The organism is Paraburkholderia sp. SEWSISQ10-3 4 (genome assembly GCF_030464785.1).
GTDB classification, from domain to species: Bacteria; Pseudomonadota; Gammaproteobacteria; order Burkholderiales; family Burkholderiaceae; genus Paraburkholderia; species Paraburkholderia aspalathi.
The window spans coordinates 318,498-342,443 of sequence record NZ_JALPRI010000004.1 but is presented as its reverse complement, the minus strand read 5'-3'; the positions used below and the strand labels follow the sequence as shown (position 1 = coordinate 342,443).

Annotated in this window: 16 protein-coding genes and 2 tRNA genes; 11 read left to right on the top strand and 7 right to left on the bottom strand. The window is 62.3% G+C overall.

Annotated elements, in window-relative coordinates:
- Positions 1-151 precede the first annotated feature (151 nt).
- Entirely contained in the window at positions 152-3,568 is a 3,417-nt protein-coding gene (locus M0D68_RS12710; RefSeq protein ID WP_266224414.1) for a DUF2339 domain-containing protein, read from the top strand.
- Positions 3,565-5,088 (top strand): DUF3999 domain-containing protein, encoded by a 1,524-nt coding sequence (locus tag M0D68_RS12705; RefSeq protein ID WP_266224413.1) that lies wholly within the window; start codon positions 3,565-3,567, stop codon positions 5,086-5,088. The genes M0D68_RS12710 and M0D68_RS12705 overlap by 4 nt, the downstream gene beginning before the upstream one ends.
- A 160-nt stretch (positions 5,089-5,248) precedes the next feature.
- Here M0D68_RS12705 and M0D68_RS12700 read toward each other — a convergent pair whose 3' ends face one another.
- Complete coding sequence (locus M0D68_RS12700; protein WP_054039525.1) at positions 5,249-5,701, bottom strand: MarR family winged helix-turn-helix transcriptional regulator; 453 nt, start codon at positions 5,699-5,701, stop codon at positions 5,249-5,251.
- Between the two features lie 64 nt (positions 5,702-5,765).
- Positions 5,766-6,911 carry a glycerate kinase gene (locus M0D68_RS12695; RefSeq protein ID WP_266224411.1) on the bottom strand — a complete coding sequence of 382 codons (1,146 nt, stop codon included), beginning with the start codon at positions 6,909-6,911 and terminating at the stop codon, positions 5,766-5,768.
- 575 nt (positions 6,912-7,486) lie between these two features.
- On the opposite strand from M0D68_RS12695, the gene tig reads away from it, so the two are divergent.
- The 8 genes from tig to M0D68_RS12655 all read left to right on the top strand — a co-directional run bounded on the left by tig (position 7,487) and on the right by M0D68_RS12655 (position 16,775).
- Positions 7,487-8,833, top strand: a complete 1,347-nt coding sequence (gene tig / locus M0D68_RS12690) for a trigger factor (protein ID WP_054039527.1) — start codon at positions 7,487-7,489, stop codon at positions 8,831-8,833.
- Between the two features lie 206 nt (positions 8,834-9,039).
- Positions 9,040-9,693, top strand: coding sequence for an ATP-dependent Clp endopeptidase proteolytic subunit ClpP (gene clpP, locus M0D68_RS12685; RefSeq protein WP_007182010.1), 654 nt, complete (start codon positions 9,040-9,042; stop codon positions 9,691-9,693).
- Positions 9,694-9,890: 197 nt separating this feature from the next.
- Entirely contained in the window at positions 9,891-11,162 is a 1,272-nt protein-coding gene (gene clpX, locus M0D68_RS12680) for an ATP-dependent Clp protease ATP-binding subunit ClpX (protein ID WP_007182009.1), read from the top strand.
- A 202-nt stretch (positions 11,163-11,364) separates the two neighbouring features.
- Positions 11,365-13,791 carry an endopeptidase La gene (gene lon, locus M0D68_RS12675; RefSeq protein ID WP_054039529.1) on the top strand — a complete coding sequence of 809 codons (2,427 nt, stop codon included), beginning with the start codon at positions 11,365-11,367 and terminating at the stop codon, positions 13,789-13,791.
- Positions 13,792-13,869: 78 nt separating this feature from the next.
- Positions 13,870-14,406, top strand: coding sequence for an HU family DNA-binding protein (locus M0D68_RS12670; RefSeq protein ID WP_308187586.1), 537 nt, complete (start codon positions 13,870-13,872; stop codon positions 14,404-14,406).
- Positions 14,407-14,550: 144 nt separating this feature from the next.
- Positions 14,551-14,626, top strand: a tRNA-Val gene (locus tag M0D68_RS12665).
- A 47-nt stretch (positions 14,627-14,673) separates the two neighbouring features.
- Positions 14,674-14,750, top strand: a tRNA-Asp gene (locus tag M0D68_RS12660).
- 87 nt (positions 14,751-14,837) lie between these two features.
- Entirely contained in the window at positions 14,838-16,775 is a 1,938-nt protein-coding gene (locus M0D68_RS12655) for a SurA N-terminal domain-containing protein (protein ID WP_266224409.1), read from the top strand.
- A 142-nt stretch (positions 16,776-16,917) separates the two neighbouring features.
- On the opposite strand, the gene M0D68_RS12650 is transcribed toward M0D68_RS12655, so the two are convergent.
- Positions 16,918-17,259, bottom strand: coding sequence for a hypothetical protein (locus tag M0D68_RS12650; protein ID WP_200619936.1), 342 nt, complete (start codon positions 17,257-17,259; stop codon positions 16,918-16,920).
- Positions 17,260-17,375: 116 nt separating this feature from the next.
- Positions 17,376-18,071, bottom strand: a complete 696-nt coding sequence (locus M0D68_RS12645) for an arylesterase (protein WP_093633785.1) — start codon at positions 18,069-18,071, stop codon at positions 17,376-17,378.
- On the opposite strand from M0D68_RS12645, the gene M0D68_RS12640 reads away from it, so the two are divergent.
- Positions 18,070-18,756, top strand: coding sequence for an ABC transporter ATP-binding protein (locus tag M0D68_RS12640; protein ID WP_093633784.1), 687 nt, complete (start codon positions 18,070-18,072; stop codon positions 18,754-18,756). The genes M0D68_RS12645 and M0D68_RS12640 overlap by 2 nt on opposite strands.
- 158 nt (positions 18,757-18,914) lie before the next feature.
- On the opposite strand, the gene pgi is transcribed toward M0D68_RS12640, so the two are convergent.
- The 3 genes from pgi to M0D68_RS12625 all read right to left on the bottom strand — a co-directional run bounded on the left by pgi (position 18,915) and on the right by M0D68_RS12625 (position 23,863).
- Positions 18,915-20,537: a glucose-6-phosphate isomerase gene (gene pgi / locus M0D68_RS12635; protein WP_200619938.1), complete on the bottom strand. Its 1,623-nt coding sequence runs from the start codon at positions 20,535-20,537 to the stop codon at positions 18,915-18,917.
- Positions 20,538-20,866: 329 nt separating this feature from the next.
- On the bottom strand, positions 20,867-22,480 hold the full coding sequence (locus tag M0D68_RS12630) for an NAD(P)H-hydrate dehydratase (protein ID WP_266224408.1): 1,614 nt from the start codon (positions 22,478-22,480) through the stop codon (positions 20,867-20,869).
- An 84-nt stretch (positions 22,481-22,564) separates the two neighbouring features.
- On the bottom strand, positions 22,565-23,863 hold the full coding sequence (locus M0D68_RS12625; RefSeq protein ID WP_266224406.1) for an FAD-dependent oxidoreductase: 1,299 nt from the start codon (positions 23,861-23,863) through the stop codon (positions 22,565-22,567).
- Positions 23,864-23,946 lie beyond the last annotated feature (83 nt).

Sequence of the window (23,946 nt, the reverse complement as noted above, 5' to 3'; positions counted from 1 at the left end):
CACGATCCGACAGCGCTCGCCCGATGGCTCAAAAGCGTGCTTTACGTGGTATTCTGCGCGCCGATTTTCGCTGTATTGCTGACGCGATATTCTCGGATTAATCCGGGCGACAAATGGATCTCGCAACAGAAGACAATAAAAGAGGGATGCGATGAGCGTGATATTTGCCGTGATCGGCGTGGTGGTCGGGATAATCGCCGCCGTGTCGAACGATTTCTCGATCGGCTTCGGTGCATTGGTGGGTGGGGTGGCCGGCGTTGCGATTGCGCGGCTGTTGCAAAAGAAGCGTCCGGGTGTCGCGAACGAACCCACATCCAAGCCGGCTGCGGCCTATAGCTTGAGCCAACCCGGCAGCCCATCCGGCACATTGGCCGAGCGCGTCGAGCAACTCGAGCGCGAGATCGTCGCGCTGCGCGGCGAGATCCACGAATTGCGGGCCAGCGTTACAGGCGTATCGGCGACTGAAAGCGTGGATGGCGAGCCTGCGACGTTCAAACTGCGTCCGGCCAATGTCGTGCCGCGTCCATACGCGATGCCGCCTGCAGTGCGGCAGAAGTCGCATCCCGAGCCTGAGGCAATGCCGGCGCAGCCCGCCGCTGTGCGCCCGACGACGAGCGCCACTGCGGTCACGCCACCCGTGTCGACCGGCACGCCTGCATCGAGCGCTTCAGGTGCATCAAGCACGCTGAGTGCTCAGCCAACCAGCCCGATGACGCTGTCGCCATCCGCCGGGCCCGCGCTTTCCACCGAACAACTGCCAGCGCAAACCCCGCCCGCACCACCGTCTCCGCCGCGCGGTCCCAATCTCGCCGAACGCCTCTTCAAAAGTGGCCGCGACTGGCTATTCGGCGGCAACACGGTCGTGCGGGTCGGCATCATCGTGCTGTTCTTCGGCATTGCGTTCCTGCTCAAATACGCAGCCGACAACAGCCTGCTGCCGATCGAATTCCGCCTTGCCGGCGTCGCGCTTGCTGCAACCGTGCTGATCGGACTCGGCTGGCGTATCGGTGAGCGCCGCGGCGCGTACGGGCTGATTCTGCAGGGCGGTGGCGTCGGCGCGCTCTATCTGACCGTGTTCGCCGCAACCAGGCTCTACCATCTGCTGCCGGCGGGCGCCGCCTTGCCGCTGATGATCGCGATCTGCGGCTTGAGCGCGTTTCTGGCGGTGCGGCAGAACGCGTCGTCGCTGGCCTTCATGGGCAGCGCGGGCGGCTTCCTCGCGCCGGTGCTCCTGTCGACGGGCGGCGGCAGTCACGTGATGCTGTTCAGCTACTACGCGCTGCTCAATGCGGGCATCTTCGCGATTGCGTGGTTCAAGGCGTGGCGGCCTCTCAATCTGCTCGGCTTCGTGTTCACGTTTTCGATCGGCGCCGCGTGGGGCGTGACGGCCTACCGGCCCGAACTGCTTGCCAGCACCGAACCGTTCCTGATTCTGTTCTTCCTGATGTACGTCGGCATCGCCTTGCTCTACGCGGTGCGCCGCGAGGTCGCGCTCAAGCATTACGTCGACGGCACGCTGGTGTTCGGCACGCCACTCGTTGCGATCGGTCTGCAAGCGGCGCTGATGAAAGGCACCGAATTCGGTCTCGCGTGGAGCGCGGTGGCGCTGGCCGCGTTCTACCTCGCGATCGCGGGCTGGCTCGCGCGGCGGCGCGCGCATCTCGGCATGATGTTCGAAGCCATGCTCGCGCTGGCCGTGATCTTTGCCACGCTCGCGATCCCGCTCGCTTTCACCGGACCGACCACGAGCGCGACCTGGGCAATCGAAGGCGCCGCGATCACCTGGCTCGCTGTGCGTCAGCGGCGCCTGATCGCGTTCGGCTTCGGCTTGCTGATGCAATTGGCCGCGGCGGGTGCGTATGTGGTCGGCACGCTTGCGCAGATCGATGCCGCGCATGCCTGGCCGGTGCTCAACGGTGCGTATATCGCGAGCGTGCTGATCGCGGTCGCGGGCATCTTCACGGGATGGCGGCTGCATGGGCGGAGCGAGGCGGGCGCGTGGCACGCGTGGATGCCTCAGATTGGCCTTGTCGCCGGCGTGTGGGGGCTGTCGTGGTGGATATTGGGTGGTCTCAGCGAAATTAACACGTATGCGCAGACCCATCTTGCGTATGACCGCGATCGCTTCGAGACTGCCGTCGTCGCGTTGTTCGCCGTTTTGACAGCGTGGCTCGCGCACGGCACGCGCCGCAAGCTGCGTTGGCCGCTCGTCGAACTTCCGGCGCTCGCGCTCGTGCCGGTTCTCGCTCTGCTGACCTTGGGCCTGTTCATGTTGAGCATGGCGCCGGTCAGCGGTTACGGTTGGCTGGTTTGCGCGGTCGCCGCCGCGTCCACCTACTTGCTGCTGTGGCGTCAGCAACGCGATGTCGGCGATCGTGTGCTTGCGCCGCTTCATACGCTGATGTTCTGGACCGCCGGCGCGCTCGTCGCGCTCGAAGGCTATTGGGGCCTGCGCGCCTACGTGCCGGAAGGCGCATGGAGCTGGAGCGCGTGGGCTTATGGCTTCGGCATTCTGCTGCTGTTGGTGGCGGGCGTCGGGCATCGTTTGCGCTGGCCGGTCGCGCGTTTCGTAATGGCCTATCAGGTGTGGGCCGCGGCGCCGCTCGCCGCCTTGCTGTGGGCCTGGAGCATCGCGAGCGTGACGAGCGACGGCAGCGCCGCGCCGCTCTTCTGGCTGCCGATTCTGAATCCACTGGATGTCGCGCAGATCCTCGCGTTCATCGCCTGCGCCGTGTGGCTGCGGCGGTTGCGCGCACTCGGTGTGCACTGGCATCCGCGGGCCTTCGACTATGCGGTGCTCGCGACGCTGTTCCTATGGTTCAACGCGTTGCTGCTGCGCACGCTGCATCATCATTTCCATGCGGCGTACGATGTCGATGCCGTGCTGGCGTCGTTCAATTTCCAACAGGTGTTTCTGGTCGGCTGGAGCGCGTTTGCATTTGCCGGGCTGTGGCTCGCGCGTCGCGACAGCATCGTGCGCTTGTGCGCGATTGCATCGACGCCGCTCGTGCTGGTGATGTGGGTCTGGACGTTCTACGCGAACCTGACACAAGATGGCGGCGCTTGGGCGCAGCTGCCGCTACTCAATCCGCTCGACCTGGTGCAGGCGGTGATTTTTGCGCTGGCGGCGTTGTGGCTCGTGCGCATCAGCCGTCTGGGTGTGCCGGTCGGCGAATACCGTGTGCCCTTGCAGGTGGCGGTCGGCGTGACCGGATTCATCTGGCTCAATGCGATGCTGCTGCGCACGCTGCATCATTGGATCGGCGTGCCGTATCAGCTCGACGAGATGTCACATTCGATGCTCGTGCAGGCTTCGATATCGGTGTTCTGGACAGTCTGCGCATTGGCTATGATGATCTGGGCAACGCGCCGGGCGAGCCGGATATTCTGGTTCATCGGCGGCGGCCTGCTGGCGGCGACCGTCGTCAAGCTGTTCCTGTTCGATTTGTCGCACGTGACGGGTATCGAACGGATCGTGTCGTTCATCGGTATCGGTCTGATGCTGCTGCTGATAGGCTACTTCTCGCCGTTGCCGCCGAAAGCGGCCGTTCTGGAAACTGAGCAATGAAGCGTGTCCTGATAGCGACGGGGTGGTGTCTTGCGATCTCGTCCGTGTGGGTATCGACGGCGGCCGTAGCGGCCGATCGTTTTGCCCTGCGTTTTGCGCTCGAACTCGAAAGCGGCGCCGCCTATTACAGCGTGCCGTTGCCGGCGGCCGTTTACGCTGCCAGTCAGCGCAACGATCTCGGTGATGTGCGCGTATTCAATGGCGCCGGCGAACCTGTGCCGTATTCGCTTGACGCGCCACGCGAGTCAGCCCGCGCGCCGGCCACATTGCGAACGGTGCACTGGTTTCCCTTGCCGCCCGCCGCTTCCGGCGGCACCGGTGCGCCACTCGGCGTGACGATTGCCGCTGACGGATCGCTGCGAGCAACCTCAGCGCCGCCTGATCGCTCGCAACATGACACGGACCTGATCGACGTCGCGCGCGAGGCGCGGGGCGAAGCGCGGGTCGATGCATTGGTCGTGCATGTGCGTGACGACAATTACCAGGGGCGCGTCAGCGTCGAGTCGAGTGACGATCTGCGCAACTGGCAACCCGCGGGCGAGGCACAACTGCTCAAGGTCAGCTACAACGGCAGCACGCTGAGCCAGGATCGCATCGAGCTCAACGGGATGCGCGCGCGTTATCTGCGTTTGCACTGGCTCGACGGCGCGCCGTATGTCGAATCGATCGACGCTCAGGTGCAGGTGTCCAGCGCCGGCGCGGCGCAGCGCGCGGATATGCAACGGCAATGGCGCGAAGGGATCGTCGCCCATCCGGGGCCGAAAGCCGGTGAGTATTTCTTCGAGAGCGGTGGGCCGTATCCCGTCGATCGTTTGCGTCTGAATCTCCCGCAGCCGAATACGGTGGCGCCGGCCGTCGTCTATTCGCGCTCGGGTCTGGAGACGGCGTGGCGAGAGGTATCGAGCGCGACGCTGTTCCGCTTGCATAACGGCACGGTGGAACAGAGCAATCCATCGCTTGAAATGGAGCCCGACACGGATCGCCACTGGCGCGTGGTGGTCGACACGCGCAACGGCGGTTTGGGAAGCGGTGCGTTGACCGTCGCCGCGGGCTGGCGTCCGGCGACGCTCACCTTTGTCGCGCGCGGCGCGGCGCCGTTTACGTTGGCGGTGGGGAATGCGGCTGCGGTGTCGTCGGCGGTGAGCCGCGCGGATCTGCTGATGGGCGCTTCGTCAGTTGCGGTGATGGCGCGGGTGGGTGAGGAATTGCCCGTTGGGCCGGAGGCGGATGCGCAGTTGTCGGGCAAAGACCCCGATGCAATGCGGCGCTATATGTTGTGGGCCGCTTTGTTGTTGGCCGTTGGCTCGCTCGGTGCGATTGCCTGGCGGCTTGCGCGTGGCGCTCAGGGGCAGGCTGCGGCTCAGGCTCACGGCGTGGCCGACGGCGGCGGTGGAGTGGCCGGCGCGGCCGACGCTGGCGGATTGGCCGATGGCCTCGGCGGCGGGTCAGGCGCGGCGAGCGCTGCAGCTAAGGACGCAGGCACCGCTAGCGCTGACGGTCAAAGCACGGAAAAGAAGTGACTTCAGTGCGAGCGTACCTCGGCGTAAAGGATTGCAGGAAGTCGTGCTATTGGAACGTGCCGAGGGGCAGCGCTGTAGCGTGGCAATCGCGCCGAACAGAGCGAACGCGGCGCCAGAGGATTGCCCGTCACGGGCACCCCGCGCCTGCGCACGCCGTTGCTTACTCCTCGCGCTCCGACATCGTGTTGATGATCTTGTCCAGCGCTTCGCCGAACGCGAGTTTTTCCTGTTCGTCGAGGCAGTCGAACATATCCCCGTTCCACTTGCGCGCGATCGGCATCACCTTGCGATAGAGCGCGCGGCCTTCAGGGGTCAGTGACACCAGCACGACGCGCCCGTCTTCGGCGCTCGGCTCGCGCTTGACAAGTCCTTGTTTGATCAATGCCTCAGCCGCACGGCTCGCCTGACTCTTATCGAGGTTAGCGTGCCGCGCCAGTTCCATGATCGAAAACGGTCCAAACGAGCCCACCGACGCCACCACTCTTGCTTCAGGTAATGTCACGCCCAATTTGTCCTGATAGCGCTCGCTGATGCCACGCTCGGCGAGTTTGTTCAGGACGTGCAGACGGTACGTGAGGAACTGTTCGAGTCCGGTTCTGGCGGATGCCTTCATTGTCTTCCCGTGGTGAGTGGGTGCGGTCGTGGCGCTGTGATTGTTGCCGCAACCGTTCCGCCGGTCAACGCGCGCCGTATTTCAGACGCGTCAACTGTTCGGCCGCGTCCGCCAGCAGACGCGCCGCGTCGCGAATCGCAACCTCGAGCGTGATCGGCCCCGGGGCCGGAGAGAAGCAGCCACTGAAGTATTCGGCGAGGCGCGGTAGCGCCGCGGAGTCGACCGCGCCTGAGAGCAGCGTGGCCGGTACGCCCGCCGCCTGCGCATGACGGCACGCAATGAACGGCGCCTTGCCGTGCAGCGTTTGCACGTCCGAGCGGCCTTCGCCGGTGATCAGCCAGTTCGCGCCCTCGAGCGCCGCGTCCAGACCGATCTGGCGCGCGACGGTTTCCGCACCCGGCTCGAACTGCGCGCCGAGCATGTGCAGCGCAAAGCCGAGACCGCCGGCCGCACCCGCGCCGGGTTGGTCGCGGGCTGTGCGCCCGAGCGCTGCCTCGAGCAGATCGGCGAAGCGGGCGAGGGCGGCGTCGATCGCAGCAACCTGTTCCGGCTTCACGCCCTTTTGCGGACCGAACACCGCGGTTGCGCCGTGATCGCCGGTCAGGGGATTATCCACGTCCGACATGCCGACGAATTGTGTGTCCGCGAGGCGCGCATCAAGTTGCGACACGTCGAGACGCGCCACGCGCGCGAGTTGTTCGGGTGTGGCGTCGAGTTCTTTGTCTTGTGCGTCGAAAAGTTTCAGCCCGAGGCCGGCCAGCAGGCCGGCGCCACCGTCGTTCGTGCTGCTGCCGCCGAGCGCGACGAAAAAGCGCCGCACGCCTGCATCGAGCAGCGCGCGAATCGCTTCGCCCATGCCGCGCGTGCTGCGCGCCTCGACCGGTACACCCATGCCGACCGGATCGGTAATGCCGACGATTTCCGCAGTTTCGATGATCGCACTGCCGTCTGCCAGCAGGCCCGTGAGTGCCTCGCGCATCGGACCGGCCGCGCCGCGCACGCTCAGCTTGCGGCGTTCGCCGCCGCTCGTGAGCATGGCGTCGAGCGTGCCTTCGCCACCGTCGGCCATCGGACAGATGCGCACGCTGGCGTCCGGCCGGGCGCGCTGGATGCCGGACGCAATCGCCAGGGCGACCTGTTCCGCGCTGAGCGAACCTTTGAAGGAATCGGGGGCGATGACGACGACAGGCGAGGACGGCAAATTCGGCATGGTGTCTCTGAATGGTTGGAGTCGTTGCGAGGGCGGGTGAATTGACCAGATGCGTGCGCAGCCCCGAGCGCGTCCGTAAGCTTATCAGCATGGGCGCGCCGACTGAATATGTCGAATGGCATAGCCGGGATTGTCCGTGGAGGCGCGCGCGGGATCCATCCGTATGAACGCGGGCGGCGGGCGCGAGGCATATCGGTCATGCGGACGCTTCCGACGCAAGCGTGGCAGGGAAAGGGGTCGTTAAGACGCCGTAAGCGGGCTGAAAACTGGCAGGGGATGGGCGTGAAGCGTTCAGCGAACCGCCGCCAGGCAACCTGCAAACAGGCGAAAAACAGCGCGGAAAACGGCTCGAACACCGATAAAAGCGCGCGCAATCATCGAATCCCGGCTAAGCGCGCAAATAGTTTGCTAAAATATTCGGCTCTTTGGACCCAACCGTGCTGCCGGCGGCCTGCAAGCCCGCGGCGCAGGCGCGCTATCGATGCCAGACGACGCAAATGCGACATCGGCGACATCGAAAAGCGGCACGGAGAAGATAACTGATTCGCTCGAATAATTTTAGGACGATTGAAGCCATGGCTAACGTTGTTGAAAACCTCGGCAAGCTCGAACGCCGCGTAACGATTTCCCTGCCGAAGGACGCCGTGCAGAAGGAAGTGGACTCGCGTATCCGCCAACTGGCAAAGAACGTGCGCATGCCGGGTTTCCGCCCGGGCAAGGTGCCGCTCAAGATGGTGACGCAACAGTATTCGGGCCAGGTTGAAGCTGAAGTGCTGAGCGACAAGGTCGGCAAGGAATTTTTCGACATCAGCCGCGCCGAAAATCTGCGCGTTGCCGGTCAGCCGAGCTTCGCGCCGAAGGCCGACGCTGCTGAAGGCGACTACGCGTTCGACGCGACGTTCGAGGTGTATCCGGAAGTGAAGCTGGGCGACGTCGCCACGGCTGAAATCGAACGCACCACGACCACCATCAGCGAAGCGGAAATCGACCGCACGCTGGACATCCTGCGCAAGCAGCGCGTGCACTTCCACGCTCGCGGCGAAGCCGGCGAGCATGGCGACGGCGGCGCGGACACGGCGGCTAAAGACGGCGATCGCGTGACGGTCGACTTCGTCGGCAAGATCGACGGTGAAGTGTTCCAGGGCGGCAGCGCTGAAGATTTCGCTTTCGTGCTGGGCGAAGGCCGCATGCTGCCGGAATTCGAAAAGGCAGCGCTGGGCCTCGCGGTCGGCGCATCGAAGGAATTCGACCTGGCTTTCCCGGCTGACTATCACGGCAAGGATGTCGCTGGTAAGACTGCGCAATTCACGATCACGATGAAGAAGATCGAGTGGCCGCATCTGCCGGAAATCGACGCCGAATTCGCCAAGTCGCTCGGTATCGAAGACGGCGATCTGGTCAAGATGCGCGCTGAAATCAAAGACAATCTCGAACGCGAAGCGAAGCGCCGCACGCAAGCCATCGTCAAGAATCAGGTGATGGACGCGCTCTTGAAGATTTCGGAGCTCGACGTGCCGAGCGCCTTGATCGCACAAGATCAGGAACGCCTCGTCGGCATGGCGCGTCAGGACCTGGAGCAACGTGGCGTGCCGAACGCCGCCGACGCACCGATCCCGGCTGAAATGTTCAAGGAACAGGCTGAGCGTCGCGTCAAGCTGGGCCTCGTGCTGGCCGAGCTGGTCAAGGCCAACGAACTGCAAGCCAAGCCGGAGCAGATTCGTGCCGAAGTCGACGAATTCGCGAAAAGCTACGAAGACCCGAAGGAAGTCGTCCGCTGGTATTATTCCAATCAGCAACGTCTTGCAGAAATGGAAGCGTACGTCGTTGAAGCCAACGTCGTCGATTTCGTCCTCAGCAAGGCCAAGGTGACGGACAAGGAAGTAAGCTTCGAAGAACTGGCAAGCGCAACGGCGCAAGCGTAAGCGTCGCTGCAACGGCGTGCCGGCTGTCGGAGCGACGGCCCGCACGCCGTTTTTTTGTGCTGTGAAAGTGCGGTGCGTTTTGCATGGTGTGTTTCACACTGCGTCGCACGCCGCGCTCGCACTGATCGGGCACTTGAATACGGGCTCGTCGGCCACACCTGTCTAGCATCTAATATTTAGAATATTTCCAGACAAGGATCCATTGCATGACCTTTCGCGCCCAAATGCTGGACACGTTGACCTCCCAGTCGTCCCGGGATCTCGAAGCGCAGGCGCTCGGACTGGTGCCGATCGTCGTGGAAACGAGCGGCCGGGGCGAGCGCTCGTATGACATCTATTCGCGTCTGCTGAAGGAACGCATCGTGTTCCTGGTCGGCGAAGTGAACGACCAGACGGCCAACCTCGTCGTCGCGCAGATGTTGTTCCTTGAAAGTGAAAACCCGGACAAGGACATCAGCTTCTACATCAACAGCCCGGGCGGTTCGGTTTCGGCCGGGATGGCGATCTACGACACGATGCAGTTCATCAAGCCGGACGTGTCCACGTTGTGCATGGGTCTCGCGGCCAGTATGGGCGCATTCCTGCTGGCAGCGGGCGCGAAGGGCAAGCGCTTTGCGCTGCCGAATTCACGGGTGATGATTCACCAGCCGCTGGGCGGGGCGCGCGGCCAGGCGTCGGACATCGAAATCCAGGCGCGTGAAATTCTGTACCTGAAGGAACGTCTGAATCACCTGCTCGCGCACCACACCGGCCAGCCGGTCGAGCGTATTGCACGCGACACCGACCGCGACAATTTCATGTCCGGCGATGACGCGCAAGCTTACGGTCTGGTTGATCAGGTGGCGCACAAGCGTCCTTGAAGTGTCCTTGAAACGCCGGTGCGATCTTGCCCCAAAATGGGGCGAGGCCGTCGTCGGATCGGTTGTGAAATAATCAAGACTCGTCCGAGTGCCTGCGGCAAACGCCGTCACCTTGGCTCAAGCCCTGCCGCGCCCAAACTGCGAGGCCGGGGCAAACGGCGTATCATGTAATCGAGTGTCCGGAGGCTCACACATCTATGGCGGACAAGAAAGGTTCTAACAGCGAAAAGCTGTTGTATTGCTCGTTCTGCGGCAAGAGCCAGCATGAAGTCAAAAAACTGATTGCCGGCCCGTCGGTGTTCATCTGTGATGAATGTATCGACCTGTGCAACGAAATCATCCGCGATGAGGCTGCAGGTGCGGGCATCGAGGCGGGCTTGTCCAAGTCCGATCTGCCGAGTCCGCAGGAAATCCGTGAAATCCTCGACCAGTACGTGATCGGTCAGGAACGCGCGAAGAAGATTCTCGCGGTCGCGGTGTACAACCACTACAAGCGCCTCAAGCACCTCGACAAGAAGGACGAAATCGAGCTGTCCAAGAGCAACATTCTGCTGATCGGCCCGACCGGTTCCGGCAAGACCTTGCTCGCACAGACGCTCGCACGCCTTCTGAATGTCCCGTTCGTCATTGCCGATGCAACGACGCTGACGGAAGCCGGCTATGTCGGCGAAGACGTCGAGAACATCATTCAGAAGTTGCTGCAGAACTGCAATTACGAAGTCGACAAGGCCCAGCGCGGCATTGTCTACATCGACGAAATCGACAAGATCAGCCGCAAGTCCGACAACCCGTCGATCACCCGCGACGTGTCGGGCGAAGGCGTGCAACAGGCCCTGCTGAAACTGGTTGAAGGCACGATGGCGTCGGTGCCGCCGCAAGGTGGCCGTAAGCATCCGAATCAGGACTTCATCCAGGTCGACACCACCAATATTCTGTTCATTTGCGGTGGCGCATTCGACGGCCTCGAGAAAGTCATCGTCGACCGTACCGAGAAAACCGGTATCGGCTTCGGCGCAAGCGTGAAGAGCAAGCAGGACCGCGACGCCGGCGAAGTGCTGCGCGAAGTGGAGCCGGAAGATCTGATCAAGTTCGGCCTGATCCCTGAACTGATCGGCCGTCTGCCGGTGGTGGCTACGCTTGGCAAGCTCGACGAAGTGGCTTTGATGAAGATCCTCGTCGAACCGAAGAATGCTCTGGTGAAGCAATACCACAAGCTGTTCAATATGGAACGCGTCGAGCTCGAAATTCGCCCGGCTGCGTTGCAGGCTGTTGCACGCAAGGCGATCCGTCGCAAGACGGGCGCTCGCGGCCTGCGCTCCATCCTGGAACAGGCGTTGCTTGATGTCATGTACGATTTGCCGCAGATGAAAGGTGTTAGCAAGGTCATCATCGACGACAACGTGATTGACGGCGACGGGAAACCCCTACTGATCTACGAAGACGCGCCCAAAGTGGCGGGTTCGAACTGATCGGCTTTCGGGTTCTGCAAAAAAAGCCGTTCATGGCAACGTGAACGGCTTTTTTCGTTTATCGTGTGGTCAGGATGGTTGTTTTCACTATGGAGTCACTGAACCTTCGGAGTCACTGAACTTTTCCCACACGCGGAGGCTTGCAATCTTTTCTGCTGGCCTCACCTATCGAACGAACTGATTCCACTCATGGGGAAATGAAATGTCAGGAACCCAACTCCTTCCGCCGGAACGCATTACGCTCCCGCTGCTCCCGCTGCGTGACGTAGTCGTCTTCCCGCACATGGTGATTCCGCTCTTCGTAGGCCGCCCGAAGTCGATCAAGGCTCTCGAAGCAGCGATGGAAGGCGGCAAGCACATCATGCTCGTCGCCCAGAAAACGGCTGCGAAAGATGAGCCGACCGAAAAGGACATGTACGAAGTAGGGTGTATCGCCAACATCCTGCAAATGCTGAAGCTGCCCGATGGCACCGTTAAGGTGCTCGTCGAAGGCTTGCAGCGCGCGAAAACGCTTTCCATCGAAGAACAGGAAACGCAGTTCTCGTGCGAAGTCATGCCGCTCGAACCCGACCACGCCGACAGCGCTGAAACTGAAGCGCTGCGCCGCGCGATCGTGTCGCAGTTCGACCAGTATGTGAAGCTGAACAAGAAGATCCCGCCGGAGATCCTGACGTCGCTGTCGGGCATCGACGAGGCTGGCCGCCTGGCCGACACGATCGCGGCGCATCTGCCGCTCAAGCTCGACCAGAAGCAGCACATTCTCGAAATGTTCCCGGTCATCGAGCGCCTCGAGCATCTGCTCGCGCAACTCGAAGCCGAGATCGACATCCTGCAGGTCGAAAAGCGCATCCGTGGGCGTGTGAAACGCCAGATGGAGAAGAGCCAGCGCGAGTACTACCTGAACGAACAGGTCAAGGCGATCCAGAAGGAACTGGGCGAAGGCGAAGAAGGTGCGGATCTCGAGGAACTCGAGAAGCGCATCACGGCTGCCCGCATGCCGAAGGAAGCCAAGAAGAAGGCCGACGCCGAGCTGAAGAAGCTCAAGCTGATGTCGCCGATGTCGGCTGAAGCGACCGTCGTGCGTAACTACATCGATACGCTGATCGGCTTGCCGTGGCGCAAGAAGAGCAAGGTCAACAACGACCTCTCGAATGCGGAACGCGTGCTCGACGAAGACCACTTCGGTCTCGAGAAAGTGAAAGAACGCATTCTCGAGTATCTCGCGGTCCAGCAACGTGTCGACAAGGTGAAAGCGCCGATCCTGTGCCTCGTTGGGCCTCCGGGTGTTGGTAAGACGTCGCTGGGTCAGTCGATCGCTCGCGCTACGAACCGCAAGTTCGTGCGTATGGCGCTCGGCGGCGTGCGCGATGAAGCCGAGATCCGCGGTCACCGTCGTACGTACATCGGTTCGATGCCCGGCAAGATTCTGCAAAGCCTGACCAAGGTCGGCGTGCGCAATCCGCTCTTCCTGCTCGACGAAGTCGACAAGATGGGCCAGGATTTCCGCGGCGATCCGTCCTCGGCTCTGCTGGAAGTGCTCGATCCGGAACAGAACCATACGTTCGCCGATCACTACGTCGAAGTCGACTTCGATCTGTCGGACGTGATGTTCGTGGCAACGTCGAACTCGCTGAACATTCCGCCGCCGCTGCTCGACCGGATGGAAGTGATCCGTCTGTCGGGTTACACGGAAGACGAGAAGGTCAGCATCGCGCAACGTTATCTTTTGCCCAAGCAGAAGAAGAACAACGGCCTCAAGGATGGCGAGGTCGATGTGACGGAAACCGCGATCCGCGACATCATTCGTTACTACACGCGTGAAGCGGGCGTCCGTTCGCTCGAGCGTGAAATTTCGAAGATCTGCCGCAAGGTCGTGAAGATGCTTCTGCTGAAGAAGGCGGAAGGCGCGGTGACGGTCGACGGTAGCAATATCGACACGTTCCTCGGCGTGCGCAAGTACGACTTCGGTCTGGCTGCGAAGGAAAATCAGGTTGGCCAGGTCACGGGTCTTGCGTGGACGGAAGTGGGCGGCGATCTGCTGACCATCGAAGCCGCGGTGATGCCGGGTAAGGGCAATGTGATCCGCACGGGTTCGCTCGGCGACGTGATGAAGGAATCCGTCGAGGCTGCGCGCTCGGTGGTCCGCTCGCGTTCGCGCCGTCTGGGTATCAAGGACGAAGCGTTCGAGAAGCAGGATATTCACATTCACGTGCCGGAAGGCGCGACGCCGAAGGACGGTCCGTCGGCCGGTATCGCGATGACGACCGCGCTGGTGTCGGTGTTGACCGGTATCCCGGTTCGTGCCGATGTCGCGATGACGGGCGAAATCACGTTGCGTGGCGAAGTCCTGCCGATCGGTGGCCTGAAGGAAAAACTGCTGGCGGCGCATCGCGGCGGTATCAAGCTGGTGCTGATTCCGGAAGAAAACGTCAAGGACTTGACGGAGATTCCGGATAACGTGAAGAACGCCATCGAAATCATGCCGGTCCGCTGGATCGACAGGGTTCTGGAACTGGCGCTCGAACGTGTGCCGCAGGCGTTGCCGGACGAAGAGCCCAAGCCTGCTGCGCCTGTCGCGGCGGCTGAGCCGGGCAAAGACGCCGGTGCAACGGAAGTCGTGAAGCACTAAGCTGGTCAGTAGCGAAAGCTGTTTGCTGTATGAAAACCCGCGGCCTCGGTCGCGGGTTTTTTATTGCCTGCGAGATGCATGAAATCATGTCTGGAACGCGCGCAATCCCACTTTTTGAGTAAAGAACCTCCTAAGCCGGCGACTGGTTGTGCGCGCATCGATCTATCGCAAGATTTGGTGACAGAGGGCGCCCTCCAGAAGCGCTTAAATCAGGCTCAACCCCGCTTGACACAAGGGTTTCGGCCAATTCTAATGAGTCGGCTCGGCGTTACCCGCCGGCCGCGTGATGCCAGGCGCTACAGAGCGCCGTCACGGTTGCCACAAACATTCTCGGGGGTTGGAATGAATAAAACGGAATTGATCGATCACATTGCACAGCAAGCCGATATTTCGAAGGCGGCGGCAGGTCGTGCACTCGACGCGGTGATCGGTGGGGTCAAAGGTACGTTGAAGAAGGGCGGTTCGGTGACGCTGGTGGGATTCGGTACCTTTGCCGTGGGCAAGCGTACCGCGCGTACGGGGCGCAATCCGCGCACCGGCGCCGCCATCAAGATCAAGGCAGCGAAGGTCCCTAAATTTAGGCCTGGCAAAGCTCTGAAGGATGCGCTAAACTAATGGGCTTGCTGCTTGAGGAATTGCAGATTCGTTAGAAAGAAGTGCAACGAATCGTGCGTGATCTGTGTGACTTGGTGTCGCACTAGTTGATACGCAAGTTGATCAATCGGGCAGCAAAAGCAGGAGCACGCTGAATCGCGAAACGGGTGCTTAGCTCAGTTGGTAGAGCGGCGCCCTTACAAGGCGTAGGTCGGGAGTTCGAGCCTCTCAGCACCCACCAGTTTCAGATTCGGCATAGTGGTTCTGTTTAGTACAAGTGCAGTATAAGGAGTGGTAGTTCAGTCGGTTAGAATACCGGCCTGTCACGCCGGGGGTCGCGGGTTCGAGTCCCGTCCACTCCGCCAGTATCCACGAAAGGCGAACTCCGGTTCGCCTTTTTTATTGCCCGCTGTTGTAAGATCGGGCGTTCTGTTTTTGGCACTCCCTCACGCATGCTCGATTTTTTCCGCAATCACAAACGCCTGATGATGTTCATGCTCATCCTCGTCATTGTGCCGGGGTTGGGTTTTGTGGGTATTCAAGGCTTCCGCGGCTTCTTTGACGAAAGTGCAAACGTCGCCAGCGTTAACGGCCACAAGATTACTCGCGCAGAGTATGACGACGCGATGCGTCAGCAACTCGACCGCGCCCGTCAAATGCTCGGTGCGCAGTTCGACATGAAGTCGTTTGATACGCCTGCGCGTCGTAGCGAAATGCTCGACGGTCTGATCGAGCAGCGCGTGCTGGCCGACGAAACACAGCGCCTGCATCTGACCGCATCTGACGACGCCGTGCGCCGTGTGCTGTTGAACGATCCGGTGATCTCGTCGCTAAAGAATCCTGACGGCTCGATCGACGTCGACCGTTACAAGCAGCTGCTCGCGATGCAAGGCATGACGCCCGATCAGTACGACGAACGTGTGCGTTACAGCATTGCCACGCAGCAGTTGCCTGCAAGCATTCAAGGCAGCGCCTTCACGTCGAAGACGCTCGCACAGCATCTCACTGAGCTCGCCGAACAGCAACGCGAAGTGCAGGGCATTGCGTTCCATCCGCGCGACTATGCAGCGAAGGTGCAGCCCACGGACGCGCAACTTCAGGCGTATTACGACGCGCATCGCAACGACTTCGCCACGCCCGCCACGGCAACGATCCAGTACCTTGTGATGTCGCCGGCAACGTTGTCGGCTGCTGTGCAGCCGAGCGATGCTGATCTGAAAAAGTACTACGACGACAACATCGCGCATTACCGTACGGACGGCCAGGTGCGCGCGAGCCACATCCTGATCGCCGCGCCAAAAGATGCAAGCGCAGCTGACAAGGCCAAGGCAAAGCAGAAGGCCGACGAGGTGCTCGCGCAGGTCAAGGCGCATCCGGACCAGTTCGCGCAGATCGCGCAGCAGAATTCGCAGGATCCGGGTTCGGCGTCGAAGGGCGGTGATCTGGGTTACTTCGGTCGCGGCATGATCGCTGGTGGCCAGGCATTCGACGACGCCGTGTTCGGTCTCAAGAAAGACGAAGTCAGCGGCATCGTGCAGACCGATTTCGGCTATCACATCGTCAAGGTCACGGACGTGAAGCCGGCCGTCACCAAGCCGTTCGACGAAGTGAAAGATCAAATCGCAAAAGACCTGAAAACGCAGTTGGCGAGCAAGGCATTCAGCGACGACTCGGAAGGCTTCACGTCGATCGTTTACGAGAAGGCGAAGAGCCTGCAGCCGGCTGCCGACAAGTACAAGCTGCAACTGCAAACGGCCACGGTCACGCCGCAGCCGGATCCGAAGCTGCCGCCTGACAGCCCGCTGAACAACGCGAAGTTCCTGGCTGCGGTGTTCGCGAGCGATGCAGTCACCGCGCGCAACAACACGCAAGCGATCGATGTCGGCGGTAACACGTTGATCGCGGCGCGCGTGACGGATTACAAAGCTGCAGCCGTGCCGGCGCTCGACGCCGTCAAGGACGCAGTGCGTCAGAAAGTGATCGCGGCTCAGTCGAACGAGGCCGCTCACAAGGAAGGCATTGCGAAGCTGGCGGAGCTCGATAAGTCGAAGGCCACGACGGGCTTCTCGTCGACGCTGAAGGTGTCGCGCAACGACGCGCAAGGTGTGCCGCCGGTTGCATTGAGTGCAATCTACAAGGCAGACGCGCAAAAGTTACCTGCGTACGTCGGTGTGGACCTCGGCGGCGACGGTTATGCGATCTATCGCGTGAACGCGGTCGTTGCAAGCGCACCTATCGATCCGCAGCGTCTGGCTGCTGCGCAGCAGCAGATTGCGCAAGTCGATGCGCAATCCGACGCTGAGGCTTACGTCGAATCGCTGCGTGCCCGTTCGAAGGTGAAGTTCTACGGCTCGCTCGACAGCAGCAATGCGCAGGCGAGCGGCGAATAAGCACTACCACTAGCGCGAGCGCGCAAGCAGGTAAAGCGCGCAGCCACAAAAAAGCCCCGCAATTGCGGGGCTTTTTCATTTGACGCGTGCAAGCGCGTCAAACAGTCAGCCTGGGAGCGCGGCTTGTTATGCCGTCAGCCGCCTAGAGGCAGGCGCTGATCGAACTGGTGGCGTCGCTGCCCGCAGCGCCATTGGCGCGGAAGCCGACCCACGAGCCCGGGCCGCTGTAGGAGGGCCGTACGACGGCGGCTGCGCCGTTAGGCGGCTGCTGACCCGGCACATAGACATCCATTGCCTGATCGTTAGCCATGACGTCTTGCGACACGACTTGCTGTTGTGAACTATCGGCCCATTTGTGCGCGATGCACGCAGCGACGGCCTTCGGCGGCTGCTGGCTTTGGCCCACGGATTGGACACCTGCCGGCGGTTGAGCGGCGCATGCAGAAATTGCCACGGTCAAAGCGATTAACGGTAAATATTTCACGTTATCTCCTCAGAAGTCGCTCAGAATCGAGCCGGGTTGCGCGGGATTACGAAAGTTGGAGCGATCTTGCCGATCCGCGCTCCCCAATTACCGGAAACAAGTTGTTAGCGAGCTTTTCAGTGCGGCGAACTTGTGCGAAGGAGTGGCTTGATAGCCGGCCACACGTTGTTGAGTAGCACTGGCTGTGCCTGCTGCGTGGGATGGATCTGATCCGCCTGAAACATTTCCGGTTTGTCGGCGATGCCGGCCAGCAAGAAGGGCACCAGCGGCACGCGCAATTGCTTCGAGAGTTCGCCGTACAGGCCGTGGAACTTTTGCGTGTAGTCGGGGCCGTAATTGGGTGGTACGTACATGCCGACCAGCACGACCTTCGCGTGGCCTTGTTGAGCCTGCTCGATGATCGTGCGCAGGTTGTCTTCGGTGGTGGAGAGCGGCACGCCGCGCAACGCATCGTTGGCGCCGAGCTCGACGATCACGATACTCGGCTTGAGCCGCTGCAGAAGCGCCGGCAAGCGCGCCCGGCCACCGCTGGTGGTGTCGCCGCTGATGCTTGCATTGGCGACGCTATAATCGATTCGCTCATCGGTGAGGCGCTGGCGCATCAAGGCAACCCAGCCAGTGTCGCGGGGCAAGCCGTATTCGGCCGAGATGCTGTCGCCTAGCACGACGATCACCGGCTTGGCCTGTTCGGGCGGGTTGGCCGCATGGGCTGTGAAGGGCAACGAAAACAGGGTTGCGGCCAGCACGGCCGGGCCGAATGCAGTAGTCAGCGCCGTCGCTACGGCGCGCACTTTCAACCTACGCTTCACCATGCTAAACAAAACTGATCCAGTCATTGAAGTGCGGGGTTTGTGCAAGAAGGTTAAGGATGCAACAGGCGAACTGACGATTCTCGAGGACATCGATCTTGCTATCGATGCCGGCAGCAGTGTGGCGATCGTCGGTGCATCCGGGTCGGGCAAGTCTACGCTGCTCGGCTTGCTCGCAGGATTGGACAGCGCAAGCTCGGGCTCGGTTCGGCTGCTCGGCCGCGAGCTCACCGAATTGGACGAAGACGAGCGCGCCGCGTTGAGGAGCGGCTCGGTCGGTTTCGTGTTCCAGTCGTTTCAACTGATGCCGCATTTGACGGCGCTCGAAAACGTCACGCTTCCGCTCGAACTGCAAGGCGGCATCGGTACGCGCGAGGCCGCGGCGCGTGCGCGCGGACTGCTGGAGCAGGTGGGACTCGCCAAACGCACTGCGCATTATCCGAAGCTGCTATCGGGCGGCGAACAGCAGCGGGTCGCGCTCGCGCGAGCCTTTGTCACGCATCCGGCGATTCTGTTCGCCGACGAGCCGACCGGCAGTCTCGATGCAGCCACCGGTCACGCGGTGATCGATCTGATGTTCGAGATGAACCGCGCGAATGGCGCCACCTTGATCCTCGTCACGCACGACATCGAACTGGCGCGCCGCTGCGATACGACGGTGACCATCGAAGCAGGACGTCTGGCCTGAGAAGCGTGCCAGCCAAGCACCACTCGTTCGTATAAAGCAAAGCGGGCCACAAGGGCCCGCTTTGCTTTTCCTCTCACGCAACTCGATAACGCAACGCCGCTAACCACGCGGGCGTGAGCAATCAGCGCATGCGGCACGAGCAAGCGCGCCGCTCACGCTTATCGCTTCAAGGCAGCACGCGCCCGCGCGATCAACGCCGACGTCGACGAGTCATGCTTCTTCTCATCGACGCTTGCCGACGTCAGATCCGCCTCGACCACCTTGCCGAGGATCTTGCCCAACTCGACGCCCCATTGATCGAACGGATTGATGTCCCATACCGATGCCTGCACCAGCACCTTGTGCTCGTACAGCGCGATCAATGCGCCGAGCGAACGCGCGGTGAGCGCATCGACCAGCAACGTGCTCGTCGGACGGTTGCCCGGAAACACCAGATGCGGCGCCAGTTCCGGCTTGTCCGCACCGGCCACCTTCTTCGCTTCTTCGAGCGTGCGGCCGAGCATCAGCGCTTCGCTTTGCGCGAAACAGTTCGCCAGCAGCTTCGGATGATGGCTGACGAGCGGATGCTCCGGCGTCAACACGGCGATGAAGTCGATCGGCACGATCGTTGGGCCCTGATGCAGCATCTGGAAGAACGCATGCTGACCGTTCGTGCCCGGTTCGCCCCAGGTCACGGCGGCGGTCGGATAGTCGACCATCACGCCATCCAGGCGCGCCGACTTGCCGTTGCTCTCCATTTCGAGCTGCTGCAGATACGACGGTAGGAAATGCAGTGCTTCCGAATACGGCGCGACCAGATAGCTTTGCGAACCGAAGAAGTTGCGATACCAGATGCCGATCATGCCGAGCAGCACCGGCAGATTTTTTTCGAGCGGCGCGTCGCGGAAATGCTGGTCCATCTCGTTGGCGCCGGCCAGCAGTTCGTCGAACTGTTTTGGGCCGATCGCGATCATGATCGACAAACCCACTGCCGACCACAGCGAATAACGCCCGCCGACCCAGTCCCACATCTCGAACACATTCTCTTTCGCGATGCCGAACTTGACCACCTCAGAAGGATTGGCCGACACGCCAACAAAGTGCTTCGCCAGCGCACTCTCCGGGCAACCTTTTTCGATGAACCAGTCGCGCAGCGAGCGCGCATTGGTCATCGTTTCGAGCGTCGTGAAAGTCTTGGAGACGATGATCGCGAGCGTCTCTTCGGGATCGATCATCTGCATCACGTTGTACAGATCCGCGCCGTCCACGTTCGAGACGAAGTGCGTGGTGATCTCCGGCGTGGCCAGGTGATGCAGCGCGTGCACGACCATCTTGGGCCCGAGGTCCGAGCCGCCGATGCCGATGTTCACGACGTAGCGAATCCGCTTGCCGGTATAGCCGGTCCACTCGCCGCTGCGGACCTTGTCGGCGAATGCGGCCATCTTGGCGCGCTCCGCCTGGATTTCCGCATGGAACGGCGCCTTCGGATCAGTGGCGCGCAGCGCGGTGTGCAAGGCGGCGCGGCCTTCGGTCGGGTTGACGACTTCGCCCGCGAACATCGCGTCGCGGCGCTTCTCGACGCCGGCTTCGCGCGCGAGTTGCACCAGCAGTTTCAGGGTTTCGTCGGAGATGCGGTTCTTCGAAAAATCGGCCGCGAGACCGCCGCCCGCGAACGCAAAGCGCTCAGCACGGGTAGGGGCGGGATCGTTCTCGGGGGCGAACCAGTCGCGCATGTGCGCATCGCGAATCTTCTCGTAATGCGTTTGCAGCGAGGACCAGGAGGGGAGCGAGTTCTGCGTCATAGCGTCCGTCTAACGAAGGGGCACGAAGAATGGCGCGCGCGTGAAGCGCTGCCGAGGATGATGCAACGATGCTGTTAGAGCGATGCCGCGCGGTGGGGTTCGTAGTGGGTTGCGGGGAAACTTCGCGAGTCCGCCAGGAGATCGAACGGCCCACCGAAATTTCGCCGTAACCCGCGATGAATCCGACGGGCGGCGCAGTCAATCAGTATAACGGCGTTGTGTGACGGGTGGCAGCGGTTTGGGCGTCCCATGCAAACTGTGGGATGAGGCGCCACGTTCAGGGCACCCCGTTTGATGCGCTGCATGGGGCGCTTCATTCACCCGCTGACTCATCCACCCGTTGCCGGATAGAACAGACGGTTGAGCAAAGTGCGCACCATCGGGGCGAGTTCACCCGCCGTCAATCCGGCTGGGCCGTGGCCTTGCGCGCTCAGCGTGTCGGCGGCGAGGCCATGCAGGTAGACGCCTGCCAGCGCGGCTTCGTAACGCGGCAGATGCTGGGCGAGCAGTGCGCCGATGATGCCACCGAGCACGTCGCCGGTGCCGCCTGTCGCGAGTGCGGCATTGCCGGTCGGATTGATCGCGACGCGGCCGTCCGGCGCGGCGATGACCGTGCCCGTGCCTTTCAGCACGACCACTGCGGCGAAGCGCGCAGCCAGCGCCCGCGCTGCGGCGAGGCGGTCGCGTTGCACGCCTCGCGCATCCGTGCCGAGCAGGCGCGCGGCTTCCAACGGATGCGGTGTGAGCACGCAAGGATCGCCTTGTATGCCGCGCGCGGTGACTTCGGCCGCGAGCGATGGGTCTGTCGAAATCAGATTGAGCGCGTCGGCGTCGAACAGTTTGGGTACGTCGAGCGTCAGCACGTCGTGCATGACACGCGTGGCGATGTCGCGCTGACCCATGCCGCAACCGACGGCGAGTGCGTCCATTTTGTCGAGCGGCAGATCGTCGACTGCATGCAGCATCAGTTCGGGATGTGGCGGATCGTAGGGCGGGGCACCGTCGCCGAGCAAGGCAACATGCACTTTGCCGGCACCGGTATAGAGCGCCGCGCGCGAGGCGAGGATCGGCGCGCCGCACATGCCGGTGTCGCCGCCGACCACGGCGAGGCTGCCGAAGGTGCCCTTGTTGCTGGCGAAGTCGCGCGGCGGCAGGAAGTCGGCGAACAGGGCCGGCGCGTTGAGTTGCACGGCCGTGCGAGTGCTGCTGTCGATGCCGATCGGCGCCACTGTTACCGTACCGGCAAGATCACGGCCCTGCGCCGTGAAGAGGCCGGGCTTTGCGCCGATGAAGGTGATCGTATGGGTGGCGTGGACTGCGGCGCCGCCGTTCTGGCTGTCGCTTTGGTCCTGTTTCTCACCGACAATCGTCCCGGTGTCGCTGTCAAGGCCGCTTGGCGTATCGAGCGCCAGGACGCCGCCTCTTCTGGACTTTGCTTTCGTGCGTTGTGAAAGCTGGCGGGCGATGGTGGCAAAGACGCCTTCCAGAGGACGGGTCAATCCGATGCCGAACATGCCGTCCACCAGCCACGTATAGCTTTCCAGCGAAGCCGGCGGCGTCGATGTGATGGCCACGCCTGCGGCACGGGCGGTGTCGAGCGCCCAGCGGGCGTCGTCCGGCTTGACTTCAAGCGGCATGCAAAAATCTACGGCGATACCTGCCCGGTGCAGTTCCGCGGCCACGATCAATGCGTCGCCGCCGTTGTTGCCCGGGCCGGCTACGACCCATACCTTGTGCTTCGATTTTTCGATCGAGGTGTCGCGGGTGATCAGCTCTTGCAGGTAGCTCGCGGCTGCTTTGCCGGCGCGAGACATCAGGGTGTGCTGAGGCAGTGCCGCCGCGGCCTGGGTTTCAAGGATGCGCAGGTCGGTGAGCGAGAGCAGCGGCAACGCCCGCTTATGCGGGCTGATTAGCGTCGGGAGCGTGGATTCGGGCACTGTCATGGCGAGGCTTGGAGTTCACCTTGGGCAAGGTGAGGAAGCGTTGGGAGCCACTATGGTAGTGCTGATACGCTCCCGCCGCGCCAATTACTGGAATCGGTCCGCGCGCAGCGCCGCCAGCGTGTCCGCGGGGACGTCAGGGGTCTTGTCCGAGATCAGGTCGGCGATCAGCTTACCCGCCCCGCATGCCAGGCCCCAGCCGGCCGGGCCGTGGCCGGCGTTCACAAACAGGCGCGGATGAAGCGCATTGCCGATGACCGGCAAACCGTCCGGTGACAGCAGTTTGACGCCTTCCCACGGTAGAGCTGCGGAGATCCGGGCAGCGCCCGGAATCCAGTCGTGAGTCGCCTGGCCCAGCAGCGCCAGCGCTTCCTTCGTCAATGCTTCGCCGAGCGGTTTGTCGATCTGGCCGGCGCTTTGCAAAACCGCGCCGCCTGCAATCCGCAGGCGATGATTCATGCGGCTGACGGTAATTCGCTTGACCGCGTCGACAATCGCGACGTGCGGCGCGCATTCCTCATGGGCGATCGGTGCCACCAGGTTATGCAGGCGGAGCGGATGCAAGGGCAGCCGCAGCCCCAGGCGTTCGAGCAGCGGCAGGCTGCCGTAACCGGCAGCAACGACGATCGCATCGGCGTTGATCACGTCGACTTCACGTGAACGCGATGCCATGCCGGGCCGTGGCGCCAGTTCTACCGCAGGGCGCTGACCGTCGAGGCGGATTGCCGAGACTTCGCAGCCCAGCATGAATTGCACGCCGCCTTGCGTATCGAGGGTCTGCTTGATCAGTTTCGCGAAAAGCGGGCAATTGGCCGTACGCTCGTGGTCGAACAGCACGCCGCCGGCGAATTCCGGCTCGGTCCGCACGGAATGCTCGAACGCGGCGCATTCGGCCGGCGTGAGCACATGGTGCGGGACTTCGTATTGGCGCAGCAGCTCGAGCGCAGTCTGGGTCTGCTGCCATTCCTGCGGGGAACGCACCAGATAGAGCAGGCCGCTCGCCTGTTCGAATTCCAGCCCGAAGCGCGCTTCGACGTCGGCCATCGCCTCACGCGATGCTTCGATCAACGGACGCAGCAGCGCGTACTGGCGGCTGAACGCCGCCGGCTCCTGCAAAGCGGCCAGTTGCTTGACGAACTGGCGCACCGGCCCGTTAAAGCCGGTCTTACTGATCACGCCGTTTTTGGCGGCCTGACGGCTCGCCATGAAAGTCGGGCCGAACCAGACGTCGAGCGGGGTCGGCAGCACGGTGCCGCCGTGCCCATAGGTCGCGCCTTGCGCGACCGTTGCGTGGCGCTCGACGACGCATACCCGGTGACCGGCCGCGCGCAGCTGATAAGCGGTGGCGACGCCCACAATCCCGCCGCCAATGACGATGACATCCATGATCTGATTCGATTTGCCGGCGGGACGCCGAAACACCGCGTTCCCGTTAAGCGTGGCATGCGGCGCACGGCCCGGGATTGCTC

Coding starts and splice junctions, on each gene's coding strand:
- M0D68_RS12645 (WP_093633785.1), bottom strand. CDS start 18,071: ATGGTGAAGCGTAGGTTGAAAGTGCGCGCCGTAGCGACGGCGCTGACT.
- clpX (WP_007182009.1), top strand. CDS start 9,891: ATGGCGGACAAGAAAGGTTCTAACAGCGAAAAGCTGTTGTATTGCTCG.
- M0D68_RS12670 (WP_308187586.1), top strand. CDS start 13,870: ATGAAATCATGTCTGGAACGCGCGCAATCCCACTTTTTGAGTAAAGAA.
- M0D68_RS12640 (WP_093633784.1), top strand. CDS start 18,070: ATGCTAAACAAAACTGATCCAGTCATTGAAGTGCGGGGTTTGTGCAAG.
- clpP (WP_007182010.1), top strand. CDS start 9,040: ATGACCTTTCGCGCCCAAATGCTGGACACGTTGACCTCCCAGTCGTCC.
- pgi (WP_200619938.1), bottom strand. CDS start 20,537: ATGACGCAGAACTCGCTCCCCTCCTGGTCCTCGCTGCAAACGCATTAC.
- M0D68_RS12630 (WP_266224408.1), bottom strand. CDS start 22,480: ATGACAGTGCCCGAATCCACGCTCCCGACGCTAATCAGCCCGCATAAG.
- tig (WP_054039527.1), top strand. CDS start 7,487: ATGGCTAACGTTGTTGAAAACCTCGGCAAGCTCGAACGCCGCGTAACG.
- M0D68_RS12710 (WP_266224414.1), top strand. CDS start 152: ATGAGCGTGATATTTGCCGTGATCGGCGTGGTGGTCGGGATAATCGCC.
- M0D68_RS12655 (WP_266224409.1), top strand. CDS start 14,838: ATGCTCGATTTTTTCCGCAATCACAAACGCCTGATGATGTTCATGCTC.
- M0D68_RS12625 (WP_266224406.1), bottom strand. CDS start 23,863: ATGGATGTCATCGTCATTGGCGGCGGGATTGTGGGCGTCGCCACCGCT.
- M0D68_RS12700 (WP_054039525.1), bottom strand. CDS start 5,701: ATGAAGGCATCCGCCAGAACCGGACTCGAACAGTTCCTCACGTACCGT.
- M0D68_RS12705 (WP_266224413.1), top strand. CDS start 3,565: ATGAAGCGTGTCCTGATAGCGACGGGGTGGTGTCTTGCGATCTCGTCC.
- M0D68_RS12695 (WP_266224411.1), bottom strand. CDS start 6,911: ATGCCGAATTTGCCGTCCTCGCCTGTCGTCGTCATCGCCCCCGATTCC.
- lon (WP_054039529.1), top strand. CDS start 11,365: ATGTCAGGAACCCAACTCCTTCCGCCGGAACGCATTACGCTCCCGCTG.